The organism is Streptomyces fradiae ATCC 10745 = DSM 40063 (assembly GCF_008704425.1).
Classification (GTDB): Bacteria; Actinomycetota; Actinomycetes; order Streptomycetales; family Streptomycetaceae; genus Streptomyces; species Streptomyces fradiae.
On sequence record NZ_CP023696.1, the window covers coordinates 2,167,905 to 2,192,683 of the forward strand.

Here is a 24,779-nt window from a genome sequence, read left to right on the forward strand (position 1 = left end):
ACCCTCGCTCCCCAGCGCGAGACATAAACCCTGGGGGGCAAGCACCGCAAGCACCAAAGCTATTCCAGATATATGTGCCGATTCTCGACGATCATCATTTTGCCAGGCTTCTTCGGATTCGGAACAAGGCGCTCAAAGTTCATGTGAGGACCACCCGCGTGCTGCCCAGTGATGTCCTTTTCGCCCATTCTTGCAACGCGTGTACCGTCCTTCGACACATACCGACCGCTGCCCGGAATGATCTCCCTATACCCGGAGCCAACCCATCTCGCTGCTGACTCGAGCGCGTCGTTCGTCGGTATGCGAGTCCTGTCCACGGGGTGCCCATCGCCATCGTACTTGCGCACCGAGATCCAAGGATGACTCGACTTAGACGGTCCCGACTTAGACGGTCCCGACTTAGGAGAACCACCTCGACCGAATACGGCCGCAGCAAGCCCAGGAATCAGATAGCCGTCAGCGCCAGTATCGTAACCCTGCCCGGCGACCCAGCTATCGTACTGCGCCCCGTAGTCACAACCCTGCGCACCAGCCCCACCATGCCAGCAGTCACCGTCCACCAGCCAGCCGGCAAGTTCTGCGCTATAGGCCACATTCCGGAACAAGCCCAACCACACGGGTGCTACCGGGTCGTCTTGTGGAGCGAGTTGCTTGTGCACCTCGTCGCCCCCGCAGTGCGCCAGGAGCCCCGCACCCACGCACTGCAGGCCGGAGCCGCTGGACGCCGTGCCCGATGTTCCGCCCGTCGTGGCGCCGCCACCGCCACCGCCACCGCCACCGCCGCCGCCGCCGCTGCCACCGCGCACCCTGTCGGGCTGACCCTGGGTACCACCACTCGGGTTCTTTGGACAGTCCTCCCAGCCAGCGCGGCCGCAAGCGGCGCCCAAGCCAGAGGGGTCGGCGTTGGTTACCGGGTTCTGAGCGCCGTACGTGTATCCGTTCAGCGTCTGGTGGATGTCGAGCTGGAGCAGTGGGTCGACGCTGATGAACAGGCCGGTTGACGGGTCGTACTCGCGGGCGCCTATGTGGGTCAGGCCGGTGTTCTTGTCCTCCGGCTTGCCCAGGAAGGACTTGTCGTCCGGCCAGGCCGGGACCGACGGGCCGCGCTGCGCGCCGAAGGGCGTCGTGTAGCGCTTGGTGACCGCCATCGTCGTGGCATCGAGGGCCACGGTGCCCGTGCCGTGGTGGTCGGCAGCCAGGTAGCTCAGCTTGCTGCCCGTGACTCCCGCCGTAGCGGTGCGCACGGCAATCGTCTTGCCGGCCGCCGTGTAGTAGCGGGTGCCCGACAGGGTCTTCGCGGTGCCCTTCGTGGTGAGGCGGACCTCCGTGGAGCCGAGGTAGAGGACCGTGTCGCCGTCACCCGTGGCGCGGCGGATGAGCAGCTCGCCCGACGCGTCGTACAGGTAGCTCGTGCCGAGGGCGGGCTTGGTGCCGGCCGCCGGCTCCGTCGTGCCGACGAGCTTGCCCTCGCTGTTCCAGGTCAGCGTCTGCTGGGCCTGGCCACCGGGGCGGCTCGTGGTGTTGCCGGCCGCGTCGTAGGCGTACGTGGCGCTCTTGGCACCCGTCGTCTTGGCCAGCGGGTGGGGCTGACCCGCGGCGGTGCCGTAGGTGTACGTGCTGGTCTTGTCACCCGCGGTCGTGTGCTCGGTCTCCGTCGCACGCTGGCCGGCGGTGTTGTAGGTGTAGCTGTGCCAGTACGGAGCGGCGCCGTCGATGTTCGCCATGGCGCGGCCGCCGGCGGCGCAGTCGGCGGTCTTCGGCGTCCAGGCTTCGGTGAGACGGCGGTGGCCGTCGTACGTGAAGCACTGGAAGTCGGGCTTCGACGCGCCGCCCTGGGTGGTCTCGTCGAAGATCGAGGTGACATTGCCCGCGTCGTCCTGGCTGTACTTCAGATCTTGCGGCCTGTGATCGTGCACCGTATCGGTGACGTAGGCGCGGGTCAGTCGGCGGGTGCCCTCCTCGTAGTCGTAGTTGAGGTACGCCTTCTTCGCCTCATCGGTAGAGCTGGTGCCCAAGGCGAGCTGGCGCAGGTCGCCCTGAGGCGAATAAGTGGCCGCCAGGAGGTAACCAGTGCCGCTGGCCACCTTCTCCTCCTGGCCGAGGGCGCCGCGCGTGATGTTCACGGTCTCCGCAGCGAGGCCCGCTACAGCAGGTAGCGCCGTCCTGCGGACCGAGCCGTCCTGGTAGTACGTGATCGAGGCCGACAACGTCTTCGGCGTGCCGGCGGCGACGAGCGGATCGCTGTCCGGGAGTATCAGCTGGCTTCCAGTGGGCTGGTAGAGCGGGCTGTACCCCGTGACTTTCTGGATGTAGGACTTACTGGTCGTCTGGCCTACACCGTTCTCATACCTGATCGATGCATCCTGTTGCCCCTTGGCGAGGCCGTCGTAGGTCCATGCTGCGAGCTTCGTGGCGTCTGTCTTGACGTCGTCCCACAGGCCGGTCTTCCGTCCGAGGATGTCGTACTCGGTGATCAGTGTCTTGCCGCGCGTATCCGTCACGCTGATCGCCTGGTTGAGCTCGTTGTAGACGGTGGCGCTAGTGCCCTTGTCCGGGTCGGCCGCGGTGATCTGCCGACCGAACAGGTCATAGGAATAGCTCCACTTGGCCTGGTCGGGCCCGGTGACCATTCCCTGGCGTCCGCCGGGCAGGTACGTGTACGTGGTGGTGGTGTAGTCCGAGCCGGTGGGCTGGGGACCGCCGTACTCCCGGCGCTCCGTCGTCTGCCCGAGAGCATTGGTCACCACTGCCAGGGCCTGGCCGCCGACCGGGGCCGTGGTGGTGACGGTGTCGCCGGTGTAGGTGGTCTCGATGGTCCACCGAGGGGCATTCTGTGCCTTGGTGACCTTCTTGATCTCGCGACCCGCACCGTCGTACGTGACATCGGTCTGTGTCGGAGCCTGCCCGCCGTCCGTGGCGACGAGACCGCCGCCAGGAGGGTTCTTCGCGTCCCAGATGTCGGCGGAGGTGGTGGCCGGAAGTCCGCGCTCGTCGTAGAGCGTCTCACTGATGACACGACCGCCAGTGGGCGACGGGACCTGGGTCTGGCGGGATCGGAGCAGCGAGTCGTAGATCTCGTACGTGGTGTTGTAACCGCCGTCATCGCCCCGAATGGTGCTGGTCGACACCCACGGAAGCTTGTCACCCGAGTTGGTGATGCTGTAGGCGAAGACGTAGTTGGGCGGCATGCCCTCCAGCTTGCTGAGGTTGGGCAGCCACACCTTCGTCACACGACCGAGGGCGTCGTACTCCGAGTACGTGCTCTTGCCGTTCGGGTCGGTCACCTTGGTTGCCGACCCGTTGGCGAAGTCCAGGTGCGTAGTCGTCACGTGGCCCTTCGCGTTGGTGACCTTGGTGGCGGTCAGCGGGCCCGCGCCGGCCGGGGTGTAGGCGGTGGTGGCCGTCACCGTGTCGTTGGTGTCCTTGGCGGTGAGTACGCGGCCGAGACCGTCGTATGTCATCGTCGCCGTCTTCTGCCAGATCGGCTGGTCGTCGATCCCGTACCCCTTGGCACGGCCCGTCCACAGCACCTCGCCCACCGTCGGCGTCTGTGTCGCCGACCAGGTGGTGGAGTCGTAGGCGGTGGCCGTGTCGGAGATGACGGCGCCGGGGCGGCCGGAGTTCGGCGGCAGGTCGAGCTGGTCGTCGGCCACGCAGGTGCCGGCCGTCACCCGGGTGCGGGTGACCAGCTTGTTGATGCCGACGGCGTTGTTGCGGGCGTACCACGTGCGGGTGCACGTGTCGTCGGTCTGGACCGCGTTGTCGCCCTTGTCGTGGACCTGGTAGGCCATGCCGTAGGCGTCGTACAGCGTCTCGACGGTGCGGACGCGGTCACGGGCCGGTTCGCTGGACGTGATGCGGGTCCGGCTGTGCGTGGCCGCCGTGCGGATGAAGTGGGCCTCGGTGTCGGCGTACGACCGGTGCTGGGTCGCCGTGCGCTTGGACCAGGGGTCGTTGACCTGGCCCGACACCTCGTTCTCGGCGTCGTAGGTGACGGTCTCCCGGGTGAAGCCCGCGTACTGCGCCGAGTCCGTGAGCAGCGGGGCCGCGATGCCGGCGACGGTGGCCGTCTTCCGGGCCGTGGCGTGGGGGGTCTTGCCATCGGGGCCGAGGACGCGGTCGCCGTTCATGCCGCGCATGTAGACGGTGACGGTCCGCGACCGGGTCTTGCCGACGACACCGGTGTAGTGGGTGACCCTGCCGAAGCCGCGCCAGGTGGACCAGGTGCGTTCCTTGGCGGGGGTCATGGGGTCGTTGTTGTAGTGCCAGGCGCCGCCGCCCTCGTACACGTAGGTGTGCTCGACGGGCGCGGAGGAGCCGAGCCGGTCGCTGGTGGTGACCGAGCTGACCGGGTACTTGTGGAACCAGTCGAGCGTCGGCTCCTCGGCGCCGTTGGGCGACCAGTAGACCGGGTAGCAGCGCCGGGTGTTGGTGTCGACCTTGGGCTTGGTGTCGGATGCGAGGCAGTCGGCCTGCGCGTAGTTGACGATGGTCTGCGCGCCGGTTTCGGAGGTGATCGTGTAGAGCCGCGGCTTGTTCAGCGGGAGGATGTCGTCGCTGCCGCCGTCGACCCGGTTGGCGCGGAACTGGTGGGTGAACGTCACCGGGGGCAGCGTGATGGCGGTGCCGCGCCGGCCGGTCTGGCGGATCTCGTCGAGCCAGAGGGACTGGTCGGTCGAGTCGCCCGTGTCACCGGGGTCCAGGTACGTCTGCTTCAGGCTCCAGGAGTCCACCGCCTCGTAGGCGGGGGTGGCAGCGGCGGCGTTCCACGCCTCGGTGGTGACGCCGGTCATGCGCTTGCGGGTGTAGAAGGCAGGACCGGTGTTGCCCGTGCACTTCTGGTCCGCCTTGCACTCGGCGTCGAAGGGAACGTCCGGCCAGTTGTCGCGGGTGTCCTCGGTCAGCGAGTCGCAGCCGGTCCCGGAGGCGACGCAGCGCTCGGCGTGGGTGAACAGCACGCGGTTCGAGCCGGCCGGTGAGGCGAACAGGGCGTCCGCGCGCTGTCCGTAGCGGATCTCCTTGAGGATGCCGCCGCGGACGTAGGGCGTGCCCGTGTTGTCGTCGCCGAGCATGTCGTAGTGGTTGTGCTCGGCGGCGTACCAGTACGACATGGCGTTGTCGTGGGTGTCCACGACGTAGTCGAGGTTCCAGCGCCATGCCTGCTTCTCGGCCCGGCCGGAGAAGCTGCCGCTCTGTTCGTAGCCGGGCTCGCCCGCGTCGTCGCCGAAGACGGGGACGGTCCACACGGATTGGGTCGCCTGTGTGGTGGCGCCCGGCAGCTTGTTCAGGCCGAAGTGGTACTTGGTGCCGTCACCGGTGATGACGGTCCAGTACTCGCGGTTGTCGTCGCCGTTGTCCGCGCCGTTCGTACCGGAGTGGTGCAGGACGGTGGACGCGTCGTCGTTCTTGAGGCGCCACTGGCCGCTGGTGTCGTCCTTGACCAGTTCGGTCGCGTGGCCGTTGAGGACGAGGGAGGCGTTCTCGTACTTCCAGCACAGGTCGTTCTTGTCGTCCTGGCCGTCGTCGTCGCACGAGCCGTACTTCCGCTCGATGTAGGACGACGTGATGTCGAAGCCCTCACCGATCGCGGTGCCCTGGTTGTTGGTGGACGCCGTGCGGCCGTCGATGCTGCCGGAGTCGTACGAGATCTTCAGATCGGGCTTCGGGCCGGCCGCCGACGGCGGGACGCGCAGCGGGTACGACCAGGTGAAGGTGCCGGACGAGCCGCCGGCCTCCCAGGTGGAGGACGCCGCGAGCGGCGTGGCCTTGTAGTCGCCGGAGCCCGACTTCGTGCCGGCCGCGACGGCCAGCACCATCGTCTGCGCCGCCGCGGGCGCCGTCGCCGCGCGGGCGGCACGGGTCGGGGCGGCCCGGAACGTCAAGTCGGCCCTCAGCTCCTCGGCGCGGCGGTCGTTGGTGAAGGGCAGCGACGTGCGGGTGCGGCAGGCGGCGCTCGCCGGGCTGCTCAGCGCGCAAGCGGGCAGCTGTACGAGCTGGAGGCGTCCCGCCCAGTCGCCGCCGTAGGCGGAGGCGAAGGCCGAGTAGTCGAGGGCCAGGTTGGAGGTGCCACCCTGGGCCGGGCCGGTCACCGACATGACGAGGCCCTTGACGCCGAGCGCGGCGGCGCGCTTCTGGTCGAGGACGGTGACGGTGACGGACTCGGCGGCCTTCTTCGCCTTGCCGCTTCGGGTGAGGGTGACAGGGAGGCCGCCTGGTGCGGCCTCGGAGGCGCCCTTGCCGGGCAGCTTGAGTGTGGTGGTGCCGGCGCTCGGCCACGTGACGGACCTTGATCGGTCCTTGGCCGCCCGCTCTGCCGCCCGCTTGTCCGCTGCGGCGGCCCGCTGGACGGTCTCGGCCGTCCGCTTGTCCGCCTTGGCCTTGAAGGGGGAGACATCGGCCGACTGCGGTGCCTTCAGCTGCGGCCGGCCGAGCGGGTCGACGTCGTCCGCCCATGCGGGGGCGGCGAGGAGGCCCGGCAGCAAGGTAAGGCCACTGAGCGCGGCGACCTGCCGCACAAGCCATCTCTGCCTACGTCTTCCGTAGGCGACTCGTATGGTGGGTTTCATATTCCTTATCCGATTGGATTCATGACTCGGATGACGGGGGAGCTGAACGCGTGTGGCAGTGCTCGTCCAGCGGATGCCTGGGAAGCGAGCGGCCCGGAGGGGTCTGTCGTCCGGGCCGCATCTCCGTAAGGATCAGAAGTCGCCGGGGTTGCCGAGCACCCTGTTTGAGATCTGTTCCTCGATCATGGCTCCCGTCCATACCCGCAGATCGCTGAGAGCTCCGGGCAGGAAATGGCCGCTGGTGCCCTGCGCGGACCCACGGCCCGCCGTCAGCGCACCCGCCCCCTGGACGGCCGCGCCGAAGAAGGTGGGGGTGTACGACGCCTGCCCTGCGGCCCCTATGTAGAGCCGGACGTTGCCGTACCCCTCCTCCGTCTTCTCTGTGTGGTCGTACACCCCAGTCACCTGGACCCAACTGTCGAGCTCGGCCACGTCCTGAGAAGACGTCCACGTGTCGTGCGTCGCTTTCCCAACGGGATCAGTCGCCGTGCGACCGAACCGCCATCGGTACGTCTCTTCGGAGGTCTTTTCCACCCACAGCGCCCAGGACGACTCCGCACCCGCTGGGGTGGCCTGGCCCAGGACGTAAGAGCGGGAGCCGACCGGCTTGGTCGCCAGTTCGGCGCCGTCCAGCCGTACCCGCGCCGACACCGTGAACGATGCCGTCTCGTCGATCACGGGGCCGGTCGCCGAGGCGTGCCCCTTGGCGCCGTCAAGACGGAGCTCCGTGCCGTCGTCCCCCGCCACTAGCTGGGCGCCTTCGGCGGACAGGGCCAAGGCCGGCTTGCCGTAGCCGCTGCGCTCGCCGATCTGTGTGCCGACGGCACCCTCGGCGGTCCAGTGGGCGACCAGTTCGGCGCCCGGTGTCTCGAGGATCGCCGTCTCCCGGCCCCGCGACTCCTCGCGGACCTCGTCCGCGTTGAGGGCGCGCTGCCAGACGGTCGTCTCGTCGATGTAGCCGCGGAAGTACTGCTGGTAGACCCCACCCGACCTGGTCCGGCCGATCTGCAGGCCGTCGGGGGACATCCACGGCTCGTACGTGGCTGCCGTCGCGGACAGCCTCACCGGCTGCCCCTGGGGGCGGCCGTTGACGAACAGCTGGATGGTGTCGTCGGTCTTGTCGGTGTTCCCCTTCGTGTCGAAGACGCCGGCCAGGTGCGTCCACACGCGGGCCGGGCTGGTCGCGTCGGCGAGGGAGACGATGTCCGGCGTGGTGGCGAGATCCTGGGCGCCCCGGTTGAACGCCCACTTCCGGTTGTTGGCCGAGTAGTACAGCGTGAACGCGCTGTCCTGGTTGCCGGAGGAGGACAGGACGACCCGGTTGGTCGCGGTGTCCGTCAGGTAGGCCCAGGTGGACACCGTGAACGAGTCCCGCGTGTTCACCGCGGGGCCGGTCGTCGCGGCGTACGCCTGCTGCTTGGCGGGGTCGGCGCTGTTCAGGTCGAGCGAGTGGTCACCGGGGCCCCGGTGGGCGCGTGCCGACCAGGTGGCGCCGCCCGTGAGCGTCGCGTCGTGGCGGACGGTGCCCTCGGTGGCGGTGTCCTTGGTCGTGGTGCTCGTCGCCGTGCCCTCCGGACGGTCGGCGTACTGCCAGCGGCCGACGGGTGCCTGGCCCGGCGCGACCTTGAAGATGTACTCCGCCTTCTCCCCGTAGCGCTCCCGCACGTCCTTGGCGTCGACCGTGAGGACGTGCGTCCCCGCCAGCTTCGGGGTCACGGGCTGCGCGGCGGGTGAGCCTCCGTTCACGGTGCTCGCGCCGGTCTGGGTGATCAGCCGGTACCGGTAGCCGGTGATGTCGACGTCTCCCGGTGCGGGCCGGAAGGTGAACAGGCCGGACTGGCCGGGCGCTCCGGCGCCGGGGCAGTCATTGGGCAGGCAGGGGACGTACGGGCCGTTGCTGGTGATCACCGGCGCCTTCGGGGCCGTGGTGTCGGTCTTGAAGTAGCACCACGGGGTGTATCCCGAGGACAGGGAGGACGTCTTGCCCTCGTGCGTCCAGTAGGAGCGCGTCTGCATGCGCACCCGGTACATGATCTGGTCGGCCCGGTAGGACATCTCGACGGTCTCCAGATAGCCGTCGGGCCGGTAGCTGGGCGAGAGCGCGTCCCAGGTGTGGATCCACTTGCCGGTGCTGGGGTCGTAGCGCTCGGCGTCGAAGTAGGCGTGCAGGGAGCCCTTGAAGCCGTTGGACGCCGGCTGTACGAGGGTCTGGGTCCCGGCCTGGACGCGGGGCGTGGAGTCGGTGACGATCAGCGGGTCGCCGATGTGGGGGTTGCAGTACCGCATGGTGCCGTTGCCGGGGACCACGCCGTACGGGCTGGGCAGGCCGGGCTTGGGCACGTAGTTGATCTGCAGCTGCGCGTTGTCGTCGAACCGCTTCCAGGCGTCCGGGTTGCCTTCGTCGGTGGCGCGCAGCATCAGGGTGAGCCGGGAGAACTTGCCGTTCGCGAAGGAGCGCACGGTGGAGGTGAGGTTCTCGTCGGGCTCCGCCGGGTTGTCCTGGAACTCGATCCAGGAGTCCGGCTGCTCGGGGCTGCACGCGGTGCCCCGGCCGGCGGACACCTCGCGGTCGCCCATCAGGTCGAGCTGCGCCGGGCCGGGCCAGGTGCTGCCCTCGGAGATGTTGTTGGTGCGCCAGAGGTCGACCCCCTGCGGCGTACAGGAGAACGACCACGTCTCGTAGGCGCGGAACACCGCGTCGATCACGTGTTTGCCCGCCAGGTTGGTGGGCGCGAACTCGAAGTACATGCGGTTGGTGTGGTACTTGTCGCAGTACCAGGGGCCGAGCCGGCTGCAGTTGCCGACGCCGTAGTCTCCGTCGAAGTCGTAGAACCGGTCGCCGTCGGAGGAGAGCACGGTCCGCTCGTCGAGGGCGAGGCCCATGGGCGGGTCGATGTAGACGGGGAAGACCGTGTTCTCGCCCCGCAGCAGTGCCAGGTCCGGCTTGACCGTCACCGTGTGGGGTCCCACCGACACGGGCAGGGTCGCGCTGGCGTCCCCGGGCTTCGGGTGGGCGGCCTCCTTCCGGGACTCCGGGCCCGCTTCCCGTCCGGTCGCGGGGCTGGTCCCGGCGCCGAAAGCGGCTTTCGACGGGGCGGCGGCGAGGGTCTGCGGCCGGGAGCCGGTCCCGTCGTCTCCGGCGGAGTCCCACATCTGACCGGCCGGCCCCGCGTACACGGCGTTGCCGTCCTCGTCGACGGCCCTGATTCCCCCGCCCGCGCCGGCGACGAGGTCCAGCCCGTCCTCTTCGACCGCGAGGGCGATGCTCTGCAGCTCGGGGTTGGCGGCTGCCTCCGGGGTCTTGACGACCAGCACCTCCCGGTAGCCCTCGGCCGTCGCGGTCAGCTGGAGGTCCGTGCCGGGGAACACCTCGGCGTAGGTGGCCGTCGCGCCGTCGAGCACCGGCTGTGGCAGCGGACGCTGCCACCGCAGGGTCACGGAGCCGCCCTGCCGGGCGCCGAGCCTCAGCAGGTTCTCGTCTCCCCCGCCCGAGAACGCCACGTCCGCCACCGCGGCCTTCGGCCCGACGGTGCCGTCGGGACGGCGCTCCAGGGTGACATCGACGCTCCGCCAGGAGCCGTCGTGGCCGCGGACGCGCTGCGGTGTCGTCGACTGCGTCAGGGTGTACGTGCCGTCGGGATTGGCCGTCGTGGTCGTGTACTCGGTGCGTTCCGCGACGACCTCGACCGGTTCGCCGGTCTCGGCCGCCAGGGCCGAGGCGTCGCTCGCGGATGCGGCCGCTCCCGACCGCTGCGGCGGTCCGGAGGCGGCGACGGCGTCGTCCGCCGGGTACACGAACGTGTTCCCGGTCGCCACCACGGCCAGGCCGAGAGCCACGATGAGTCCGCGGCCACGTTGTCTTCGCCTGTGAGCAGGCATGGCTGAGTCACCCCCCGGAGGGGCCTCCCCAGACCCTCGCATTATCGAACTGTTGATCCATTTGGATTACTTTTCGACGCTACGCAGTCACAGAGGGGCAGGTCAACGCGTTATCGGCCACGTCACACGGCATTGCAAGAAGCTGACCCCCTCTCATTTGCCCCACGCTCGCCCATGCCTGTCGGTACATGGGCGAACGGAGTGCTCCCCTCGGGTGGTCTTGACGGGGGTGCGGGGGGTGCCTACGTTCGGGGAGCGGGACAGGAAAGTTTCCTTACAGTGCGCGGAGGAAGGCCTGTGGCGGGCGAGGTGGGTGGGGCGGCTCCGGGGACGCCGCGGGTGCTGCGGGCCATGAACGACCGGGCCGCGCTCGAGCTGATGCTGGAGCACGGGCCGCTCTCGCGGGCGCGGATCGGCACGCTGACCGGGCTGTCGAAGCCGACCGCCTCGCAGCTGCTCGCGCGGCTGGAAGCGGCCGGGCTCGTCGTCGTGACCGGCACCTCCGAGGGGCGGCCGGGACCCGGCGCGCAGCTGTACGGGGTGAACCCGCGCGCCGCGTACGCCGCCGGGCTCGACGTGAACCCGCGGCGGGTGCTGGCCGCCGTCGCGGACCTGACCGGCCGTGTCGTCGGGGAGTTCACGCTGCCCGTCCCCCGGCGGGAGCGGCCCGGTGCCGTGCGGCAGGTCACCGACGCGCTGGACGGCGCCGTGCGGGCGGCCGGGCTGGCGCGGCGGGACGTGCACCGGGTCGTCATCGGCACGCCCGGCGCGTTCGACCCGTCCACCGGGCGCCTCCGGTACGCCTCGCACCTGCCCGGCTGGCACGGCCCCGGACTGCTGGAGGAGCTGGCCGCCGCACTGCCGATGCCCGTCGAGTACGAGAACGACGTCAACCTCGTCGCCGTCGCCGAGCAGCGGCTGGGCGCCGCCGCCGGGTACCGCGACTTCGTGCTGCTGTGGAGCGAGGAGGGCCTGGGCGCCGCCCTCGTCCTGGGCGGCCGGCTGCACCGGGGGTTCACCGGTGGCGCCGGCGAGGTCGGGTTCATGCCCGTACCCGGCGCCCCGCTCGTCCGGAACGTGGCCAAGGCCGGGAGCGGCGGGTTCCAGGAGCTCGCCGGCGCGCGGGTGCTGCCCGCACTCGCGCGGGAGCTGGGCCTGGACGTGCCGGACCGCGGCTCCCCCGAGGCTGCTGTGCGGCTTCTGCGCGCCGCCGCCGCGGAGGAGGGCGGGGCGGTCGCGGGCGGTGAGGACGACGCCGGCGCGTACGGGCGCGGTAAGGGCGGGGGGTCGTACGGGCGCGGTGACGACGCCGGCGCGTACGGGCGGCTGCTCGACAGCTACGCCACGGGGCTCGCGACCGGGCTGGCCGCGCTCGTCGCCGTACTCGACCCGCAGCTGGTGGTGCTCTCCGGCGACGTCGCCCTGGCGGGCGGCGAACCGCTGCGGCGGCGCGTCGCCGCCGAACTGGCCGAGCTGGCCGCCGCCCGGCCCCGGCTCGCCCTCGGGGCCGTCCGGGAGCGGCCGGTGCTGCGGGGCGCCCTGGAGGCGGCGCTGGCCGCCACCCGGGACGACGTGTTCGACACCTTGGCGCGGTGAGGGGGGCCTGGCCGGGGGGAGGGCCTCGCGGCTGGGGCTGATGAGGGGTGTCGGGTGTGGGGTGTGGGGTGTGGGAGCGCTGGGTGACGGGTGCCGGGCCGGGGGTCGGGGGTCGGGGGTCGGTGACGGAGTGTCGGGGACGGCTGACGGGAGACGGGAACGATGGGTGACATGAAGCTGGTCGTCGTGGGGGGCGGGTCCACCTACACGCCGGAGCTGGTCGACGGGTTCGCGCGGCTGCGCGACACGCTGCCGGTCGGGGAGCTGGTCCTCGTCGACCCGGCCGCCGAGCGGCTGCGGCTGGTCGGCGGCCTGGCCCGGCGGATCTTCGCCAAGCAGGGCCACCCCGGAAGGGTGACCACGACGGGCGACCTGGACGCGGCGGTCGACGGGGCCGACGCCGTACTGCTGCAGCTGCGCGTCGGCGGGCAGGCCGCCCGCGAGCAGGACGAGACCTGGCCGCTGGAGTGCGGCTGCGTCGGGCAGGAGACCACCGGGGCGGGCGGCCTCGCCAAGGCGCTGCGTACCGTGCCGGTCGTCCTCGACATCGCCGAGCGGGTACGGAAGGCCAACCCCGGGGCGTGGATCATCGACTTCACCAACCCGGTCGGCATCGTCACCCGCGCCCTCCTCCAGGCCGGGCACCGGGCCGTGGGGCTGTGCAACGTCGCCATCGGCCTGCAGCGGAAGTTCGCCGCGCTGCTCGGCACGGCCCCGGCCGACCTGCACCTGGAGCACGTCGGGCTGAACCACCTGACGTGGGAGCTGGGCGTGCGTCTCGGCGGGCCCGGCGGGCAGGACGTGCTGCCGCGGCTGCTGGCCGAGCACGGTGACGCCGTCGCCGGCGACCTGCGGCTGCCGCGCGGCCTGCTGGACCGGCTCGGGGTCGTCCCCTCGTACTACCTGCGCTACTTCTACGCGCACGACGAGGTGGTGGAGGAGCTGCGCGGCAAGCCGTCGCGGGCCGCGGAGGTCGCCGCGATGGAGCGGCGGCTGCTGGAGATGTACGGCGACCCCGCGCTGGACGAGAAGCCGGCGCTGCTGTCGCAGCGGGGCGGGGCGTACTACTCGGAGGCCGCCGTCGACCTGGCGGCGGCGCTGCTGGGCGGGGGCGGCGGGACGCCTTCGCAGGTGGTGAACGTCCGCAACGCCGGCACCCTGCCGTTCCTGCCGGACGACGCCGTGGTGGAGGTGCAGGCCGAGGTGGACGCGGACGGCGCCCGGCCGCTGCCGGTGCGGGAGGTGGACCCGCTCCAAGCGGGGCTCATCGCGCATGTCGCGGCGTACGAGGACCTGGCGCTGGAGGCGGCGCTGCGGGGCGGCCGGGACCGGGTGTTCCGGGCCCTGCTCGCGCACCCGCTGGTCGGGCAGTACGCGTACGCGGACACGCTCACGGACCGGCTGCTCGCGCACAACCGGGAGCACCTGACGTGGGCGTGACCACGGCGGACGCCGTCCTGGCCGTCGACGCGGGCAACAGCAAGACGGACGTGGCCCTCGTCGGCGTGGACGGCACGGTGCTCGGTACCGGGCGCGGCGGCGGCTTCCGGCCCCAGGCGGTCGGCACGGAGGCGGCCGTCGACGTGCTGGCGGCGGCCGTCGCGCAGGCGATGCGGGGGGCGGGGGCTGTGGCGGACACCGGGGCGGGGGTCCTGCCGGGTGTGGGGGTGGGGGGCGTTTCCGGTGCCGGAGCGGGGGTCGGGGGCGGGCCCGGTGCGGGCACGGCCGGGGGCGGGCCCGGTGCGGGCGGTCACGGTGCGGGGCGTTCGGGGCGGGTGGTGCGCGAGGTGCATGTCTCCGCGTGCCTCGCCAACGCCGATCTCCCGGTGGAGGAGGACGAGCTGGCCCGCGCCCTGGAGGCGCGCGGCTGGGGCGGGTCCGTACGGGTGCGCAACGACACCTTCGCCGTCCTGCGCGCCGGGGTGGACGAGCCGCGGGGCGTGGCCGTCGTGTGCGGCGCGGGCATCAACTGCGTGGGCATGCTGCCGGACGGCCGTACCGCGCGCTTCCCGGCCCTGGGCCGGCTCTCCGGGGACTGGGGCGGCGGAGGGGGGCTGGCGGACGAGGCCCTGTGGCACGCGGCGCGGGCCGAGGACGGGCGGGGCGCGCCGACGGAGCTGGCCCGCGCGCTGCCCGCGCACTTCGGGCTGGACTCCATGTACGCGCTGATCGAGGCGCTGCACCTGGGGCGTGTTCCGGACGCGCGGCGGCATGAGCTGGCGCCCGTCGTGTTCGCGGTCGGCGCGGCCGGTGATCCGGTGGCGCGTGCCCTGGTGGAGCGGCTGGCGGACGAGGTCGTCACCATGGCGGTGGTCGTCCTGGGGCGGCTCGGTCTGCGCGACGCGCCCGAGCCCGTTCCGGTGGTGCTGGGCGGGGGCGTACTGGGCGCGGGGCACGCGGAGTTGAACGGGCGGGTCACCGAGCTGCTGCGGGAGCGGGCGCCCGGCGCCTCGCCGCGGGTGGTGGAGGCGCCGCCGGTGCTCGGCGCGGCGCTCCTCGGCCTCGACGACGTAGGGGCGCGCGGGGCGGCCGGGGAGGCGCTCAGGGCCTGGTTCACGCCGGGTCTGGAACCTTCGGGGAACCGGCGCTGTTCTCCTCGCAGGGGGATCGAATGAGGGTGCGAAGCGGACGCCGGGCACGATAAGAACAAGATCCAGTCAAGATCGTGCCGTAGCCGTCCCCCTACGGCCATACTGCTGGCCGGGCCGCCGCCCTCCCGCACCGGGAGCGCGCGGCCCGGCGCGGCGGGCGCGCGGCGGGCTCGCCGCCGCCGGAGACCGAGGGGGGAGGTCACGTGTCTGACGCGCGGAACGCGCGACCCGCGCCGACGGGTGCCTTGTCGTCTCCGGGCTCGCCGTCCCCTTCGGGCCCCCTTCTTTCCTCGGGCTCCCGCCCTTCCTCGGGCTCCCCCTCGGCGTCGGGCGCCCCTTCGGTGTCGGGCGCCCTCTCGGCCCCGGGCTTTCGGTCCTGCCCCGGGCCCGTGTCCTCCCCGGGCTTCCCGCCCTGCGCGTCGGGCACCGCAAGCACCGGGCTCGGCGGTCAACCGGCCCACCGGGCAGACGTGGTGGAGCGGGACCGGCCCACCGGGAGCAATGCCTCCGGTTCGGCGGCGCCCGCCTGCGCGACGCCCGTCACCGGCTGGCGACACGGCTGCTCCCGGCCACCGAGCGGCCGTACCCGGCCGAGACGGCCGGGCGCGCACGGGACGAGCGGGACCCGCGCGTGGCCGGTGCCCTTCCTCGCGGTGGGGCTGACGGTCCTGGGCGCCCTGGGACGGGCGCGGTGGCAGGACGTCCGGTACCCGAGACCGGGCCGTCGCCCGGGGGCTGCCGGTCGGGGCGTCATGGCTCGCGGGCGCCCGCGCCGCCGCGCGGGCCTCGCCGGAGGGGCACGGTCGAGCGGCCGGGATTCGCTCAAGGTGCTGAACGGGGGCCGGATCGGTGCCCCGCAGGCCCGCACGAACGAGAACCTGGCCCGAGCGGGAGGGGTTCGCCCGCGCCGCCGGGCGGGCACCCGGTGCGCCGGTGGCACCGCCCGCGGGGCCGCCGCGCTCACGGCTCCGGGCGCGGCCGGACCGGTGGCCGGTGCGCACCACGGGCTCGCGGAGCGGCGGAGTACCGGTGGCGTGCCGGGGGGAGGATGACGCGATGGACGGTCGTGAGGCGCGGCGGGAGCCTCTCGCCGCCGGGCGGGCACGGCGACCCGGTCCGCCCCGTCGGCCGCGTACCGGTGGCGTACCGTGCCGGGCCGCCGACACGCGCGTACGAGAAGTGGCCCCACGCGGACCGGCCCGGCGCATCCGGGCCGCCCGCGCCCGAGTACCGGACGAAACCGTCCCCCTGAGAGCGAGAGGTGATCGATGGCCGTCACGGGTCCTCCCGGTCCGGTGATGGACCAGGACGAGGTGGACCGGGCGCTCGCACGCCTCGGCGCCGAGCACAAGGCCGTCGAGGACTCGCTGCTCGCGCTGCAGGACCACGCGGGCCGCAGACTCCTCGAGGGCGCCGAGCTGACGGGGACCACGGCGGAGCGCTGGGCCACGACGGAGCGGACGATCGCGCTGCTGTGGACGTACTTCGACGTGTACACGGACGCCCTGCGAGCCGCCCGCGAGGTGCGCGCCCGGCACCGCTGGCCGGGGCCCGGAGAACTGGCCGAGCTGACGGAGCGTCTGCGCGGCGAGAGCGTCGCCGTACCGGGCCCGGCGGATCCCGGGGCGGTGGATCCCGGGGCGGCGGATCCCGGGGCGGCGGATCCCGGGGCGGCGGATCCCGGGGCGGTGGGGGCCGGTGCCGTGGGGGCCGGTGCCGCGCTGGAGGGCAGCGCGGTGGGGGTGAGTGCCGCGGCCGGGGCCGGTGCCGCGGAGTCCGATGTAGCGGGCTCCGGCGGAGCGGGGTCCGGCGGAGCGGGGTCCGGCGTGCCCGGGAATGGCGGGGCCGGGAATGGTGTCGCGGGGCCCGGGGCCCCGGTGGAGCCGCCTCCGTCCGGTGAGCGGTTCACGCTGGACCGGCTCGTCGCGCGGATCAACGAACTGTACGCGCGCTCCCTGGACGTCGTCGTCTCGGCGGACGCCGTGTGGTCGGCGCTGCCCGCCCGCATAGACCTCCTGGCGGCGGAGCTGCACCGCACCCGGTCGCTGGCCCGCTCGGTGGGGGTGCGGCCCGGTGAGCACCCGGCGGGCGACGACCTGGAGGCCATCACACGGGAGCTGGCGGCGCTGCGGGCGCAGGTCGTCAGCGACCCGCTGGCCTTCTGGCGCCCCGCGCCGCGGAGTTCGGCGCCCGGCGGCGGGCGCCCCGACACCGACCGGTACGACCGGGCGGCGCGGGCGCTGGAGGACGTGCGGCGGGAGATCGAGGCCGTCCTCCAGGTGCGGCAGGACTCCGAGTCGCGGCTGCTGAGGCTGCGGGACCTGCTGTCGCGGGCCGACCGGACCCTCGCCGAGGCGCGTACCGCGCGTACCGAGGTGCTGGCGAAGATCGCCGCGTCGGAGGTCCCCGTGGTGAGCGGCCCGCCCACCGCGCTGCACGAACGGCTGGCGGCCGCGGCCGAGTACCGGCGGCACGCCCAGTGGCACCGGCTCTCCCCGCTGCTGGACGCCCTGGAGCAGGAGGCCGAGGAGGAGCTGCTGCGGGCCCGCGAGTCGCTGACCGCCGTCACGGCGCCGCTCGCCGTACGCGCGGAACTGCGCGGGCGGCTCGACGCGTACCGGGCGCGGATGGCCCGGTACGGGCTGGCCGACGACCCCGTGCTGGCCGAGCGGTACGACGCGGCGCGGCGCCTGCTGTGGAGCGCGCCCTGCGACCTGCGCGCCGCCGAGCAGGCCGTGCTGCGCTACCAGCGGGCGGCGGGCGAGGTCCTGACGGCCGGGGGGCAGGGGTGACGGGTACGGAGGCGGGGCTGGGAGCGGGAGCGGGGCCCGCCTGCCTCCGGCGTGTGCGGGCGAGGGACGCGGGTCGCGTGGGCGCGGTGTTCGGGCCGGCGCGCGCCCTGCCGGCGCTGGGTGGCCGGGGCGGGGCGGTGCGTACGCTGGAGCCCGTGCCGGAGCCGTCGAGCCATCCCGCCCCCGCGTCGCATGGCGCGGCCGGACGGGCGCGGCTCCGCCACCGGGGCCCGCGGAAGGCGCTAAAAGGCCGACCTGCACCCGGCCGCCCGAGAGACCCAGGCGCCCGGCGGGCCGGGCCGGGGCCCGGTGCGCCGCGAACGGCCGTCGGCGGAACTCCCGGGCCAGGCCCCGGACCGGTGGCCCCCGGGGCATGTGGGCGGCCAGGCCCCGGACCACACGCCGCTCGGCGGCGAACCGGGCGGAGGCGGGCCGCGGGTCGGCCCGGAACGCTCGTACCGGGCGCTCGCCCGGCTCGCCCGGAGCGGCGAGGAACGGATCGAACCGGCGGAGCGGGCCGACCGCTTCCGCCCCCGGACGTGGGTGTGATCGATGTCGAAGACCCATCAGCTGTCGGCCTGCCCCGGCTGCTCGGAGCCGCTGGAGCCGGGTGACCGTTTCTGCGGGGCGTGCGGATACGCCCTGTCGGCCGTGCCGGAGCCCCCCGTGGACCGGCCGACCGTGGCCCTGACCGTCCCACCGCCCCCTCCCCCGCCGCCCGCGCCACCGGCGCCGCCTGCGGTGCGGGCACCCCAGGAGCCGTCCGCACCGCAGGCGTCCCAGACGGCACCTGAGTCCCCGGCACCGTCAGCGCACCCGGCACCTCCCGCGCATCCCGCGCCCCACGTACCGCTGGCGCCACCCGTCCCCCAGGAGCCACCCGCCCCCCAGGAGCCGCCCGCCCCGCAGGAGCCGCCCGCCCCGCAGGTGCACGGGACACCGCCCCCGCCCCAGACCCCACCGGCACCCCAAGGGCCGCCCGCCCCGCAGGCCCCTCCCGCGCCGCCCGCTCCCGCCCCGCAGGGGCCGCCCCCGCCTGCCCAGCCGCCTTCACCGGCTCCGGCCCCGGCCCCGGCGCCTGGGCCTTCCCCCACCCAGGCGACCACCCCGGCCGCCACCCCCCGGCCCACCCGACACGGAAACCCGCAGGGCGACTACGAGCTCGCCGCGCCCGACCCGCGGCTCGCCCCGCCCCCGGCCGGAGCCGCCGGGGCGCCGCGGTGCGTGGCCTGCCAGGGCGGGCCGGTCGCGGCTGACGGGCGCTGCCGCGACTGCGGGCACCAGCAGCCGCGGGAACGGGACCACATGGAGAGCGAGGTGGAGGCCGCCGTCGCCGCCGTCAGCGACCGGGGCCTTCGGCACCATCGCAACGAGGACGCGTACGCCGTCTCGACGGCACCGCTCCCCGACGGTTCGGCCGCCGTCGTCGCCGTCGTCTGCGACGGCGTGTCCTCCGCGACCCGTCCGGACGACGCCTCCGCCGCGGCGGCCCGCGCCGCCGACGCCTCCCTGCGGGCCGCGCTCCCCCGCGGCACGGAACCCCGGCAGGCGATGCACGACGCCATCGTGGCCGCCGCCGGCGCCGTCGACGCCCTCGCCGACGAGGCGGCGGGCGGCGTCTCGGGCCCCGACGGACACGTCGGCCACGACGGGCATGGCGGCGGCGATGGGCACGGCGGCGCCGACAGGCACCGCCACCGCAACGCCCCCGCCTGCACCGTCGTCGGCGCGGTCGTCGCGCGGGACCTCCTCGTCGTCGGATGGGTCGGCGACAGCCGCGCGTACTGGGTTCCCGACGACCGTTCCGCCCCGGCCGCCCGGCTCACCGAGGACGACTCGTGGGCCGCGCAGATGGTCGCGGCGGGCCTGATGGACGAGGCGCAGGCGTACGCGGACGAGCGCGCCCACGCCATCACCGGCTGGCTCGGCGCCGACGCGTACGAGGTGGAGCCGCACACGGCCGTGTTCCGGCCGGACCGCCCCGGTGTGGTCGTGGTCTGCACGGACGGCCTGTGGAACTACGCCGAGGCCGCCGGCGACATGGCGCGCGTCCTGCCGGTGGACGCCGCCGAGCGGCCCCTGCACGGTGCGCGCGTCCTCGTCGGGCACGCCCTCGACGGCGGCGGCCACGACAACGTGACGGTCGCGCTGGTCCCGTTCCCCGGGCCGCGCGCCTCCTGACACGCCCGGCGGGCGGGCCGCGACAGGGGGCGCGGGGCTGCTCCGGCGGCCCCCTCCACGAGCCCGGATGAGGCGAACCTCCTTTCGAAGGGGGTCGACGAGGCCGGTGGGGCGGCGGGTACTGTGCGACTGCGGTCCAGGCCGCGGGCGCGGCCGGCAGGGCGCCCCCGGGCCGGGCCGCCAAGGCGGTCCGTCCGGTCAGGGCGGGCCCGGAGCACAGGAAGAAGCCGTGACGACGGTCGCAGGGGCGGCCGGCGAGGAGAGGGGAAGGGCCGAGATGCCGACCTGCCCGAACGGACACCAGTCGGGCACCGCCGACTGGTGCGAGGTCTGCGGCCACCGCATGGCCGCCGGGGCGGGCGCGCCTACGGGTGCCGTGCCGCCGCCTCCGCCCCCGCCGCCCGCCACCGGGTACGGCCACCCGCGGCCCGCGGGTGGCGACCCGAACGCCACGCGGCAGGCCGAGGTGTGCCCGCAGTGCCGTACGCCCCGCGAGCCGGGCGCGGCGTTCTGCGAGGAGTGCCGGTGGGACTTCCTGAGCGGCAAGGCCACGTCGTACACGCCGATCGCCCCGCCGCCGCCCCCGTCGGAAACCGGCGGCGGGCTCAACCTGCCGCCCGGCTTCACCTCGGCGCCACGGCCTGCGGACCCGTACGCGTCCCAGGGCCCCCGCCCGTCCCCGGAGGACCGCCCGGCGGATCCGCCGCGGCCCGCGCCCGGTCCGGAGGGGCCCGGCTTCGCCGCGCGTCCCGGCCAGGACGCCCCGCCGTTCGCCGCGCCGCGCCAGGACGGCCCGGTGGACTCCGGCCAGGGCGCCCCGCCCTTCGCCCGCGACGGCGCCGCCGGGCCGGGCCCGGACACCGGCACGCCCGCCCCCGGCGCCCCGGCCGCGCCCGGCGCCCCCTTCGCTCCGGCCCCCGCCCCCGGGTACGGCCCCGGCTCGGCGCCCAGCGGCCCCTCGCTCGACGGCCCCTCGTTCGGCGGCAACCGGCCCGCCGGGCCGGGCAGCACCCCGCCCGCGGGCACCCCGACGGGCGGCGTCGCGACCGGCCCCGGCATGGACGGCACGGGCCCCGCGTCCGACGGCGCCCCGCGCTTCGACGACACGCCGCGCCCCTCCGGCGCCCCGCCCTTCGGCACCCCGCGTCCCGGTGATGACGGGCCCGTCGGCACACCCGGTCGCGCGCCGTCCGCCGGTCCTTCGGGCCCCGGCGGCCCGGCGGGTCCGGCCTTCGGCCCCGGCCCCGTCCCCGGTACAGCGCCCGGCCCCGTCCCCGGCGCGGACCCCGCCTCTCGGCAGGGCCCGCCGGCCAACCCCACCGGTACCGGCAACCCCTTCGGCGCCGGCGGCACACCCACGCCGGGCGGCCCCGCCGCGCCCGCCGCGCCCAGCGGACCCGGCGGCCCCGGCCCGAACACACCGGCCGGCCCCGACGCGCCCGCGCAGCAGGGGCCGCTCGGTGCGGCGCTGCCGCAGGGGCTCCGGCGGCGGCGCGCTGCCGGGGAGGACGACTGGCTGCTCACGCCGCCGTCCACCGCGCAGCCGCAACAGGGGACGCCCCCGCGGGGCCCCGCGCCGCAGGGCCCCGCGCCGCAGGGCCCGCCTCCGCACATCCAGCAGCCCCCGCTGGGCCGGGCCCCGCAGCCGCCCCAGGGCCAGGCGCCCGCCGATCAGCCGCCGCACGCCGCCCCGCCGCACGCCGCACCCCAGGCCACCCCGCCCCAGGCCGCCCCGCCGCAGGTCCCCACCCCACCGACCCACACCACCCCGCCCCACTCCCCCGCCCCGCCTCCGCAGGGCCTCCCGCACCCCCAGAGCCCACCGCCCCACGACCCGCAACAGCCCCAGGCACCCCACGACTGGCCGCAGCCCCCGCACGGGGCACAGGGGCAGCAGCCCCCGCGGACGGCGGCGCCCACGGGGTGGACGGTCGTCGTGCGCCCCGACCGGGACTACTTCGCGGCGATGATGCGCCGCAGCGGCCCCGAGGCGGCAGCCCTCAGCCTGCCCGCCCACGCCACCGAGCGGCGGATGCCGCTGACCGGGCAGCAGGTGACGGTGGGCCGCCGCCGCCAGTCCACGGGCGAGTCCCCGGACATCGACCTGTCGGTGCCGCCGGAGGACCCGGGCGTGTCGCACCAGCACGCGGTGTTCGTCCGGCAGCCCGACGGATCATGGGCGGTGATGGACCAGAACTCCACCAACGGCACCACCCTGAACGGCGCCGACGAGCCGATCCGTCCCTACGCGCCCGTACCGCTGCAGGACGGCGACCGGGTCCACGTGGGCGCCTGGACGACGCTCACCGTCGTACGGGGCTGACCGCACCGGCCGCCCCGCCACCACCCGGCAGGGCGGCCACCCCCAGCCCCACACCCCCGGCCCCGGCCCCGGCCGCCCCGGCCGGGGAGCAGTCCCCCTACCCGATCCCCAACCGCCCCTCTCCCCCCACCTCCCAGACGTACGGCCCCTCGGGGTCGTCGAGCCAGGCCCACTGCCGGCCGTCGCGCACGGTCACGCCGTACCGCTCGCGGGCGGGGCGCCCCTCGCGCTGCCACAGGGCGTACGCCTCGTACGGGTCGAGCGCGCCCGACGCCAGGGTCAGCAGGAACCGGAACAGTTCGCTCTCCAGCGCGCCCCTCGGCAGCCCGCCCGTGCGCGGCTCCGGCGGCGCGGGCAGGGAGCCGCGCACCGGGATGAAGTAGGCGGACGTGTGCAGGAAGCGGCCCTCCGCGTGCCGGGCGTCCTCGACGCGCAGCCGCAGGACGCCCGTGGACAGCGGCGTGACGACGACGGCGCCCGGCCGGCACTGGGCGAGCCACGCTCCGGGCACGGACGGCACGGCGCAGGTGGCGATGATCCGGTCGAAGGGCGCCCGGTCGGGGCAGCCCCGCGCGCCGTCGCCGGTGACGACGGCCGGGTGGTAGCCGGCCTCGTGGAGGCGGGCGCGGGCCGCGTCGGTGACGTCCGGGTCGATGTCCACGGTCGTGACGCGCGTGTCGCCCAGGCGGTGGGAGAGCAGGGCCGCGTTGTACCCGGTCCCCGCGCCGATCTCCAGCGCGGTGTCGCCGTCCCGTACGTCGAGGGCGTGCAGCATGTCCGCCATGAGGGACGGCTGGCTGGCGGTGGAGACCAGTTCGCCGCCGCGCAGCAGGGTGCCCAGCGGCCGGTCCTCGTAGGCGCCGTCCAGCCAGCGCCGCCGCGCCTCCGGTGCGGGGTCGTCGCGCCCCAGCCGTTCGTACCCGCCGTAGGTGCCGACGTGGTAGTAGGGGACGAACAGGTGCCGGGGCACGTCCGCGAAGGCCGCCCGCCAGGCCGGGTCGGGCAGCGCGCCCTCGGCGTCGAGCCCGGCCACGAGCCGCCGCCGCGCCCTGCCGGCGGCCTCGGCGAACGGGTCGTCCTGCGACGGATTCCGGGGCGGGTCCTGCCGCTCCCGCGAGACACCTTCACCCATATGTCCACTATCACCCCTTCCGTGTCGCCACGAAGGACGCGGCGGACCGGGAAGCCGGCGGAAGACCGGTGGAAGACCGGCGGAAGCCCGGGGAACACCAGGGCGGGCCGGGACGGAGCGGAGGCAGGGCACCGGAGGAAGGCCGGGTCCTAGGTGTATTGCCCTGTGAGGTTGGGGACGCGGCTGGCGGGTGGTTTGCCTGCGAGCGCGGTGTGTCCGCGGTGGTGATTGTAGGTATGCAGCCAGTCGGGGAAGGCATCGCGTCGTTCCTGCTCTGAGCGGTAGGGGCGGGCGTAGGCCCATTCGTCGAGCAGGGTGCGGTTGAAGCGTTCGACCTTGCCGTTGGTCTGGGGCCGGTAGGGCCGGGTTCGCTTGTGGGTGATCCCGGCCGCCGCCAGCGCGTCGCGCCAGGCGTGGGATCTGTAGCACGAGCCGTTGTCGGTCAGGACCCGCTGCACCGTGATCCCGCATGAGGCGAAGTAGGCGTGGGCCCGCTGCCAGAAGGTGGTGGCGGTCTCCCTCTTCTCGTCGGCCAGGATCTCGCTGTAGGCGAGACGGGAGTGGTCGTCGACGGCGGTGTGGATGTAGCTGTAGCCGACGCCGGACTTCGTCTTGCGGCCGGCTTGGCGGCCGAGGGTCTTGTGGCCGCCGCCGTCGGGGATGTTGCCGAGTTTCTTGATGTCGACGTGCACGAGTTCGCCGGGCCGGTCGCGTTCGTAGCGTCGTATGACACGGCCGGTGGCCCGGTCCAGGGAGGTCAGGCGGGCCAGCCCGAAGCGGGTCAGCACGCGGTGGACCGTGGAGGGCACCAGGTCCAGGAGGTGGGCGATGCGGGCCGGCCCCCACCGGCGGATGAGGCGGACCTTGATGATCCGGCGTTCGGTGCGGGTCGGGGTCCGGCGCGGGCTTGCGTGCGGACGGGAGGAACGGTCGCCCATCCCGGCCTCGCCCATGGCCCGGTAGCGGGCAGCCCATCGATGGGCGGTGGTGGGTGAGACCTGGAAACGTTCGGCGGCCCGCCGAAGCGGCCAGCCGTCCTTGACCACGCAGCGGGCCAGGCGCAGCCGTCCGGTCTCGGTCAGGGGTGCATTACGGTGGGGCACGAGGGCCTTTCTGGTCGCCGGTGCAGATGTCGCAATCCACACCAGGCCAGAAGGCCCTCACCCATTTCAAGATCCCTCAGCCGAGACCTGCATCACCCGTCCACAACCTCCCGGGACAGAACACCTAGGGCCCGGGTCCTCCGCCGCCGTGTCTGAGACGATGGACGGGTGAATGAGATTCCGCGCGGCACTCTCCAGGAGCAGACGTTCTACGAGCAGGTGGGCGGCGAGCAGACGTTCCGGCGGCTCGTCCACCGCTTCTACCAGGGCGTCGCCGAGGACCCGCTGCTGCGGCCGATGTACCCGGAGGAGGATCTGGGCCCGGCCGAGGAGCGGCTCGCGCTGTTCCTGATGCAGTACTGGGGCGGCCCCCGTACGTACAGCGACCGCCGCGGCCATCCCCGGCTGCGGATGCGGCACGCCCCGTTCGTGGTGGACCGGGCGGCGCACGACGCGTGGCTGAGGCACATGCGGGTCGCCGTGGAGGAGCTCGGGCTGTCCGAGGAGCACGAGCGGCAGCTGTGGGACTACATGACGTACGCGGCGGCGTCGATGGTCAACACCGCCGGCTGAGACCTCGCGCGGCCTCGGGGCCGGTCCCCGGCCTCAGGACCGG

At 74.1% G+C, this 24,779-nt stretch carries 11 protein-coding genes; 7 read left to right on the forward strand and 4 right to left on the reverse strand.

Features of this window, described 5'->3' with window-relative positions; all coding sequences use genetic code 11:
• Positions 1-59: 59 nt before the first annotated feature.
• Together CP974_RS09680 and CP974_RS09685 are read right to left on the reverse strand one after the other, a co-directional pair.
• Positions 60-6,566 carry an RHS repeat domain-containing protein gene (locus CP974_RS09680; RefSeq protein ID WP_078915525.1) on the reverse strand — a complete coding sequence of 2,169 codons (6,507 nt, stop codon included), beginning with the start codon at positions 6,564-6,566 and terminating at the stop codon, positions 60-62.
• 132 nt (positions 6,567-6,698) lie between these two features.
• Complete coding sequence (locus CP974_RS09685; RefSeq protein ID WP_223844553.1) at positions 6,699-10,403, reverse strand: LamG-like jellyroll fold domain-containing protein; 3,705 nt, start codon at positions 10,401-10,403, stop codon at positions 6,699-6,701.
• A gap of 339 nt (positions 10,404-10,742) precedes the next feature.
• Here CP974_RS09685 and CP974_RS09690 point away from each other — a divergent pair, with 339 nt between their 5' ends.
• The 6 genes from CP974_RS09690 to CP974_RS09720 all read left to right on the forward strand — a co-directional run bounded on the left by CP974_RS09690 (position 10,743) and on the right by CP974_RS09720 (position 21,928).
• Positions 10,743-12,041 carry an ROK family transcriptional regulator gene (locus CP974_RS09690; RefSeq protein ID WP_031130459.1) on the forward strand — a complete coding sequence of 433 codons (1,299 nt, stop codon included), beginning with the start codon at positions 10,743-10,745 and terminating at the stop codon, positions 12,039-12,041.
• Positions 12,042-12,212: 171 nt separating this feature from the next.
• Positions 12,213-13,481, forward strand: a complete 1,269-nt coding sequence (locus CP974_RS09695; RefSeq protein WP_031130460.1) for a 6-phospho-beta-glucosidase — start codon at positions 12,213-12,215, stop codon at positions 13,479-13,481.
• Positions 13,472-14,656 carry an N-acetylglucosamine kinase gene (locus CP974_RS09700; protein ID WP_373276759.1) on the forward strand — a complete coding sequence of 395 codons (1,185 nt, stop codon included), beginning with the start codon at positions 13,472-13,474 and terminating at the stop codon, positions 14,654-14,656. The genes CP974_RS09695 and CP974_RS09700 overlap by 10 nt, the downstream gene beginning before the upstream one ends.
• 1,244 nt (positions 14,657-15,900) lie before the next feature.
• Entirely contained in the window at positions 15,901-17,424 is a 1,524-nt protein-coding gene (locus CP974_RS30090) for a hypothetical protein (RefSeq protein ID WP_223844554.1), read from the forward strand.
• A gap of 552 nt (positions 17,425-17,976) precedes the next feature.
• A complete protein-coding gene (locus CP974_RS09715) occupies positions 17,977-19,605 on the forward strand; it encodes a PP2C family protein-serine/threonine phosphatase (RefSeq protein WP_150485792.1) in 1,629 nt (542 codons plus the stop codon).
• Positions 19,606-19,834: 229 nt separating this feature from the next.
• Entirely contained in the window at positions 19,835-21,928 is a 2,094-nt protein-coding gene (locus CP974_RS09720) for an FHA domain-containing protein (protein WP_373276761.1), read from the forward strand.
• 97 nt (positions 21,929-22,025) lie between these two features.
• Here CP974_RS09720 and CP974_RS09725 read toward each other — a convergent pair whose 3' ends face one another.
• On the reverse strand, positions 22,026-23,060 hold the full coding sequence (locus CP974_RS09725) for a methyltransferase domain-containing protein (protein WP_031137328.1): 1,035 nt from the start codon (positions 23,058-23,060) through the stop codon (positions 22,026-22,028).
• A gap of 149 nt (positions 23,061-23,209) precedes the next feature.
• Positions 23,210-24,163 (reverse strand): IS481 family transposase, encoded by a 954-nt coding sequence (locus CP974_RS09730; protein ID WP_031186440.1) that lies wholly within the window; start codon positions 24,161-24,163, stop codon positions 23,210-23,212.
• Positions 24,164-24,331: 168 nt separating this feature from the next.
• Here CP974_RS09730 and CP974_RS09735 point away from each other — a divergent pair, with 168 nt between their 5' ends.
• Positions 24,332-24,736: a globin gene (locus CP974_RS09735; protein WP_031135656.1), complete on the forward strand. Its 405-nt coding sequence runs from the start codon at positions 24,332-24,334 to the stop codon at positions 24,734-24,736.
• The last annotated feature ends 43 nt before the right edge of the window (positions 24,737-24,779 follow it).